The organism is Arthrobacter sp. ISL-5, assembly GCF_018613835.1.
GTDB lineage: Bacteria > Actinomycetota > Actinomycetes > Actinomycetales > Micrococcaceae > Arthrobacter.
This window is the reverse complement of record NZ_JAGGPM010000062.1, coordinates 20,021-27,085: the sequence shown is the minus strand read 5'-3', so window position 1 is coordinate 27,085 and position 7,065 is coordinate 20,021. Positions and strand designations below refer to the sequence as shown.

Sequence of the window (7,065 nt, the reverse complement as noted above, 5' to 3'; positions counted from 1 at the left end):
CCGCGCCAGCCACGAAGACTACGAAGACTCCTGGCTCCCCAACGGGCTACCCGCAGGAACCCCCGAAGACGCCCTCGACACCGCTGGCGGACTCTACCTCGGCGATCCCAGCGCCTGGACATGAACCCCGACGAACTTCCAGAAACGACCACTAGTTCATCCGGGAACTCCTTCCCTTCTGCCAATGGCAGGGTGAACGCCCCGTTCGCTAATTGAAGTTGGCCTAGGATGGGAACTGCAATTAGGAGCCAGGGCCACCCGGCCTTGGGCGGAGCAGACACCGGGAGCGGATATGGCAGCGGGACAAAGCGCAGCAGTGGAGCCATCACCAGAAATAGAAGCGCCGGCCTCCGAAGACTCAACTGACCTGACTAACAAGTCGGTCATTAAAGCCACTGTTCTGCTCAGCGAACTTGGCCGCCATAAGCAGGGGATCACCGTCACTGAATTGGCCCAGGCCGTGGGAATGACACGTCCCACAGCCTTCCGCCTCCTCCTGAGCCTGGAACAGACCGGCTTTGTCGACCGTGTCGACAACCGCTACTTGCTTGGATGGCAGATGGCCCGGCTGGGCAGGCTTGCCGACCCCTATACCGGGGCCGTCGCCAGGATCCAGCCTGTCCTGGACGAGTATGCCGGCAAGCTCAACGAGACTCTCGGCTTCGCCATGATCAGAGACGAATCGGCCTACGACCTCATCGCGGAAGCCTCAGGCTCCCGCTACCTGAGTGTCTCCCACCGTTACGTCGGCGTCTCTTATCCGCTGCATGCCAGTGCCACTGGAAAAGTCATGCTTGCCGAACTGCGCGATGACAGGATAAAAGAGCTTCTGCCTGCGAAGCTGGACTCATACACCCCGCAGACCATCACGAGCCGGGACGTGCTTCTTCGTGAGCTCCAGCAAGTCCGGGAGCAAGGTTATGCAATCCTGGATAACGAAATTGAAGAAGGCCTCTTCGCAGTCGCATGCCCCGTGCGCGACGCCGCTGGCGTACTGGTCGGTGTTCTCTCGCTCAACGGACCCATCCAGCGACTCAAATCAGATCGGCTGCCTGACACGATCGTCCAACTGCGCCAAGCCGCAGACGAGGTCGCAAAGGCCCTGGCCTAAACACCGCCCAGGCCTCGCGCGATTTCTTCCCGGAGGCGATGGCTAGGCCACGCCCTAAGGTTCGGCCAAGGACATCAAGTTTTCACGGGAAGGGTATTTCCAGCGCACGTACTGGAGTGGTAGTCCTGTGCGTTCAGCGACCCGGGTATGGGTCACGGCGTCCGGGCCACGACTGCTGCTCATCTCGGTGATGCAGGCGATCAGGGCCGCGGTTGTTCGTTCATTGCGTTGGCGGAGGACTTCGGCGACCGGCCTACGTCACAGTCGAAGTCGCACCCGGAAACATCTTGCATTATGAGCTGAGTCCCATAATATGGGTTTAGCGATGTGGCCTCCCTCACTGTGCACATCTGTTCCCAAGCCTTCAACGTGGAAGGCCCAACGATCGGATTCCCCTCATGTCAGACATGGCTGTACTGATCAATACGGCGGTGGCGGTTCTAGCCGCCGTCGTGCTTATCGTCCGTTTCAGAGTCAATCCCGTCATCGCCCTGATCATCGGTTCGGTGTACCTCGGCCTCGCCGCCGGCCTCGGCGTCGAGAAAACAGTCAAGACCATCACGTCCGGTTTCGGTGAAATCATGGTGGACGTGGGCTTGCTCATCGCCTTCGGCGTGCTGATGGGCTCCATCCTTAACCAGAGCGGCGCCATCCGGCGCCTCGTGGAGCACCTGCTGAATACGTTCGGCCCCAAGCGCCTGCCCTACACCATGGGCCTCGCCATCGGCACGGTCCTGCAGTCCATTTTCCTGGACGTGCTGCTGGTCATCTCCGCTCCGTTGGCACGCAAGCTGGCACCGAAGATCGGCAAACTCGGCACCGCCCGGATGGCAACCGCCATGGCCATCGCTCTCGAATGCGGCATCGTCTTCACGGTTCCCGGCGTCGCTTCCCTCGCCCTGGCCGGCCTCCTGAACGTGCCCCTGGGCAAAATGCTGCTGTTCGGCCTGCTCCTGGTCATCCCCACCATCATCATCTCCATTGCCATCATGACGTTCCTCTTCCGCCGCGGCTCCTGGAACGAGGCGAAGGACGAGGACCACACTTTCGTCGAGGAGGAAGACCGCGAGGGCGAAGAGGAAGAGTACGACGGCGGCACGAAGCCTTCCGCTTCGACGGCACCTGGCGGACACAACCCCGGCACCGGAGGATCTGACACCCAGCCGGGGCGCGGAGCCGTTGCCGTGGCCGAGCGCGATCGGAAGCAGGCGCCGCTGATCCTGCTCTTCGCCCCGCTCCTGACCTCCCTGCTCCTCATCGGAGCCGGCGCCATCCTGCAGATCCTGAAGATTGACCTGCCCTGGCTGCAGCTTCTCGGTGAGCCCGTCATTGCCCTGCTGATCGGCCTGATCGGCACCTGCCTCGTCACGCGTTCCGCCATCGGCCAGAAACGGGTCGAGCAGGCCATCACCGTGGGCTTCAAGGAAAGCGGACAGATCCTGATTCTCACCGGCGTGGGTGGCTCCCTCGCGGCCACCGTCGCCGCAGCGGGCCTCGGCGACATCCTGGGCGGATTCTTCTCAGCGAGCACCGTTGCCCCGCTCCTGGTGGTCTGGGCCATCGCGGCTGTGCTGCACATCGCCGTCGGCTCCGTCACGCTCTCCGCCATCACCGCGGCCGGACTGCTGGCGCCGATCGCTCCGGCCATCGGGCTGGACCCCGCTCCTGGCCCTCGCCGCCGGCGCCGGATCCCTGTTCATGGTCCGCGTCACCAGCAACACCTTCTGGCTCTTGCAGTCCCTGCTGGGGCAGAGTGTGAGGGGCGCGCTGAAATCGGTCACCGTCGGGGTCTCGGTGGCCTCCGTCGTCGCGATCCTGCTGATCCTGCCCATGAGCCTGCTGTTCTGACCGGACACCGCCCGTCCGTCCCCGGCACACGCCCACGAAAGAAGAAGAACGAAATGACACAGACACCCATCGCGCCCCTGGACGGAGTACGCGTCCTTGAGCTCGGCAACTACATTGCCGCGCCCACGGCAGGCAGGCTGCTTGCCGATTTCGGCGCCGAAGTGATCAAGGTTGAACGCCCGGGAACCGGTGATGAGCTGCGCAACTGGCGCCTGCACAAGGGCGGCACCTCCATGCTGTACCGGACGATCAACCGCAACAAGAAGTCCGTGGTGCTGGACCTCAGGACCGAAGCCGGCAAGCAGGCAGTGCTCTCGCTCGTCGCAAAGTCGGACATCCTGCTGGAAAACTTCCGGCCGGGCACCCTCGAGAAGTGGGGCCTCGGCCCCGACGTCCTCAACGAGGCCAACCCGAACCTCATCATCACCCGCATCTCGGCCTTCGGGCAGACGGGCCCGCTGTCCGCGCGGCCCGGCTTTGCCGCCGTCGCCGAAGCCTACGGAGGGTTCCGCAACCTGGTGGGCGACCCGGACCGCGCACCGGTCCGGGTGGGGGTCTCCATCGGAGACTCCATTGCCGGCCTCTACGCCGCCTTCGGCTCCATGATGAGCCTGTACCAGAGGGAAGCACGACGCCGGGACGCGGCTGGCGCCGTGCCGCTCACCGAGCGCGTCATCGACGTCGCGCTCCACGAAGCGATGTTCTCCATGATGGAATCGCTCATTCCGGACTACCAGGCGTACGGCGTGGACAGGCAGCGCGTGGGCGGCCGGATGGAAGGGATAGCCCCTTCCAACGCCTACCTCTGCCGGGACGGCGCAAGCATCGTCGTGGCCGGCAACGGAGACTCGATCTACCAGCGGTACATGGACACCATCGGACGTCCCGACCTGGCCGCCGACCCGTCGCTGCAGACCAACGCCGGCCGCTGGGCGCGGCGCGAAGAACTGGACCAGGCCATCGGGACATGGGCAGCGGAGCTGGACGCTGCCGACGCCCTCGCAGCACTCGATGCCGCCGGCGTACCCGCTGGCCCCATCTATACGGCGGCCGACATCAGCACCGACAGCCAGTACGCAGCCCGCAACATGATCCAGAAATTCGACGTTTCCACCGGGGACGAGGTCCTGCCGGGCGTGGGCTTCCCCGGCATCGTCCCCGTCATCGGAGACCAGTCACTCCCCATCCGGAACCTCGGCCCTGACCTGGGCGAAAACACCGAAGAAATCCTTGGCGGGCTCCTCAACATGGACCCCGCAGAGATCAGTGCGGCCTCCGGCCGCGAGGAGGCCCTCCAGCCATGAACCCCGACACAAACAGCCTCGCCTCAACATTGGGCAGCACGATCCTCAGGGACGTGACCCTGCGGGACGGGCTCCAGCTCACCGGGAAGCTCCTGTCCACCGAGCGGAAAGTCGAAACGGTCCGGGAACTGCTGCGCCTGGGCGTGCCCGCCATCGAACTCGGATCCATGGCCCGCGCGGACCTCGTCCCCACCATGGCCAACACCCTGGAAGTCGTTCAGGCCCTCACACCCGAGGAGCTGGAAAAGTGCTGGATCTGGGTGGCCACCCCCGGGCATGTGGCCAAGGCCGCAGCCGCCGGAGCGCGGAACTTCCAGTACTGCCTCTCGGCGTCGGACTCACACAACAAAGCAAACATCGGCCGCACCACCGAGGAAAGCCTCGCCGCCTTGCCCGAAGCGGTCGAGTACGCCCAGACTGTCGGCGGACAGATCCAGCTCTGCATCGCGACGTCGTTCACCTGCCCGTTCGAAGGCTATGTACCGGAGGAGCGTGTCCTGTCCGTCGCCAACGACCCCCGCGCCGAAGGCACCACGGACATCGTTCTCTGCGACACCCTGGGGCAGGCCATCCCGGCCCAGGTCTCAGGGCTGATTACCCGGGTCCGGGAGGAATCACCACGCCGGAGGATCGTCTACCACGGCCACGACACGTGGGGCCTGGGAGTGGCCAACACCCTCGCCGCCATCCAGGCCGGCGCCGCCATGGTGGACGGCGCCCTCGGCGGCCTGGGCGGCTGCCCCTTTGCCCCGGGCGCCAGCGGCAACACCTCCAGCGAGGACATCCTCTTCGCCACGCGTCCGGAGTGGCTCACGACGGAAACCTTCGCGGAGCTGGTGGTCCTTTCCGAGAAGCTGCTTGCGGAATTGGGCGAACCCAACCGCTCCAAGGCTGCCCAGGGCGCCCGGTCCAATGCCGCAGCCTTCGACTGGGTTCTCCCGTCGGACAGCACCACCCCCACACCCTGCACCACGGGAGGGAACTGAGCATGGCCCACAGTTTCCTGGTCACCACCGCCATCCCGGAACCCGGGCTGCAGCTGCTTTCCGACGCCGGCCGGGTCACCGTGCTGCCCGAACCTCCCGGTTACGAGGCGCTGGCGGCGCTGTGCGCCTCGGGCGATTTCGACGTCGTCCTCACCCAGCTGCGCGACGTCATCGACGCGCCGCTCCTGGCCGGGGCCCGGCTGCGGGGCGTGTCCAACTTCGCCGTGGGGTACAACAACATCGACGTCGACGCCGCCACCCGCCACGGCATCCTGGTGGGCAACACCCCCGGCGTCCTGACGGACGCGACGGCGGACATCGCCATGCTGCTCATCCTCGGCACGGCCCGCCGTGTGGTCGAGGCCGACCGGCTAGTCCGCGAGGGCAAGTTCCTGGGCTGGGAGCCGGAGCTCCTGCTCGGCCGGGACGTCTCCGGCGCGGTGCTGGGCCTGGCCGGCTTCGGCCGGATCGCCCGCGCCACCGCCCGGCGCGCGCTCGGCTTCGGCATGGAGGTGCTCTTCGCGCCGCGGCCCCCGGGCGACCGGCCCGTCAGCGCGGAGGAACTCGGCGAGTTCGCGGGCAGGGTCCGGCAGGTGCCGTGGGATGAACTGGTGGAGCGCAGCGACTTCCTGTCCCTGCACGTCCCGCTCAACGACCAGACCAGGCACCTGGTGGACGCCGCCGTGCTGGAGCGGATGAAGCCCGGTGCCATCCTGATCAACACCGCCCGCGGGCCGGTCGTGGACGAGGCGGCCCTCGTGGACGCCCTCCGCAACCGGGTCATTGCCGGCGCCGGGCTGGACGTCTTCGAGGACGAACCGAAACTGGCACCGGGCCTGGCCGAGCTGCCCAACACGGTCCTCCTCCCGCACGTGGGCAGCGCCACCGTGCCCGTCCGCAGCGAAATGGCCCGGCTCAGCGCACTGAACGCCGTCGCCATCGCCGAAGGACGCATACCGCCGCACCCCGTCAACCACCTCGCCGGAACATGACATTTCTTGTTGCCCCGGACAGCTTCAAAGGGACGTACTCGGCGGCGGACGTCGCCGCGGCAATCGGCGCCGGCATTGAGGACGGCGGCGGCAGGGTCATCCAACTGCCCGTTGCCGACGGCGGCGAGGGGACCTTCGACGCACTCTGCCGTAGCCTCCGGGCGTCGGCAGTAACCGTCGAAGCGTTGAATTCCTGGGGCGAGCAGCTACCACCGACGGCGGAGCCGGTGCTGTCAGCGCAATCCGTGACAACGGCGGACTCCGCGGCGCCCGGATTACTGTCCTCTCCGATGTGACCTCGACGTTCCTTGAGGCTCCGCGCGTTTTCGGACCCCAGAAAGGGGCCGACCCGGCCAGCGTCAGGCTGCTGGAAGAACGCCTGGGCCTTCTTGCCGGTACGTATCCCCGCAACCCGGCCGGCGTGCCGCGTACCGGCGCTGCCGGCGGCCTCTCCGGCGGGTTGTGGGCACACTTCGGGGCAGAACTGGTGTCCGGGGCGGACGCTGTCCTTGACGCCGCAAAGTTCGACGAACACGTGGAGTCAGCCGACGCCGTCGTGGTCGGGGAGGGACGCCTCGATTCCCAGACCGGGGAGGGCAAGATCATCTCGGCAATCCTGGAACGGGTGCAGAAATCCGGCCGGCGCATCCCGGTCGTGGCCGTTGTGGGATCCGTTGCGGAGGACCTCGGCAGCTACGCCCGGCATTTCAGCGAGATTCTCATAGCCACCGATGCTGCGGAGATGCAGGCGGCCGGAAAGTCTGTTGCCGGCTACTCCAAGCTCAAGCGGCGCTAGCGGCGCAACCATTTCCCGCGGCCCGCGT

At 66.2% G+C, this 7,065-nt stretch carries 7 protein-coding genes and 1 pseudogene; all 8 read left to right on the top strand.

Translation table 11 applies throughout. The features are described 5' to 3' along the window. Nucleotides 1-292: 292 nt before the first annotated feature. The 8 genes and pseudogenes from J7I89_RS24425 (at nucleotide 293) to J7I89_RS24400 (ending at nucleotide 7,037) form a co-directional block, all read left to right on the top strand. On the top strand, nucleotides 293-1,111 hold the full coding sequence (locus J7I89_RS24425) for an IclR family transcriptional regulator (RefSeq protein ID WP_214975891.1): 819 nt from the start codon (nucleotides 293-295) through the stop codon (nucleotides 1,109-1,111). Nucleotides 1,112-1,509: 398 nt separating this feature from the next. Beyond that, a pseudogene (locus tag J7I89_RS24420) lies at nucleotides 1,510-2,706 on the top strand (GntP family permease); the annotation flags it as partial. A 103-nt stretch (nucleotides 2,707-2,809) separates the two neighbouring features. Continuing rightward, nucleotides 2,810-2,959, top strand: a complete 150-nt coding sequence (locus J7I89_RS25505; RefSeq protein ID WP_251045813.1) for a hypothetical protein — start codon at nucleotides 2,810-2,812, stop codon at nucleotides 2,957-2,959. A 53-nt stretch (nucleotides 2,960-3,012) separates the two neighbouring features. Further along, nucleotides 3,013-4,263, top strand: coding sequence for a CaiB/BaiF CoA-transferase family protein (locus J7I89_RS24415; protein WP_214975889.1), 1,251 nt, complete (start codon nucleotides 3,013-3,015; stop codon nucleotides 4,261-4,263). Further along, on the top strand, nucleotides 4,260-5,249 hold the full coding sequence (locus J7I89_RS24410; protein ID WP_214975887.1) for a hydroxymethylglutaryl-CoA lyase: 990 nt from the start codon (nucleotides 4,260-4,262) through the stop codon (nucleotides 5,247-5,249). The genes J7I89_RS24415 and J7I89_RS24410 overlap by 4 nt, the downstream gene beginning before the upstream one ends. A gap of 2 nt (nucleotides 5,250-5,251) precedes the next feature. After that, nucleotides 5,252-6,241, top strand: coding sequence for a D-glycerate dehydrogenase (locus tag J7I89_RS24405; protein WP_214975885.1), 990 nt, complete (start codon nucleotides 5,252-5,254; stop codon nucleotides 6,239-6,241). Further along, the gene (locus J7I89_RS25500) at nucleotides 6,238-6,537 is read left to right on the top strand and encodes a glycerate kinase (RefSeq protein ID WP_251045810.1); all 300 of its coding nucleotides are present in this window, start codon (nucleotides 6,238-6,240) and stop codon (nucleotides 6,535-6,537) included. Before J7I89_RS24405 ends, J7I89_RS25500 begins: the two co-directional genes overlap by 4 nt. Then, nucleotides 6,534-7,037, top strand: coding sequence for a glycerate kinase (locus J7I89_RS24400; RefSeq protein ID WP_308160030.1), 504 nt, complete (start codon nucleotides 6,534-6,536; stop codon nucleotides 7,035-7,037). The genes J7I89_RS25500 and J7I89_RS24400 overlap by 4 nt, the downstream gene beginning before the upstream one ends. Nucleotides 7,038-7,065: the final 28 nt, after the last annotated feature.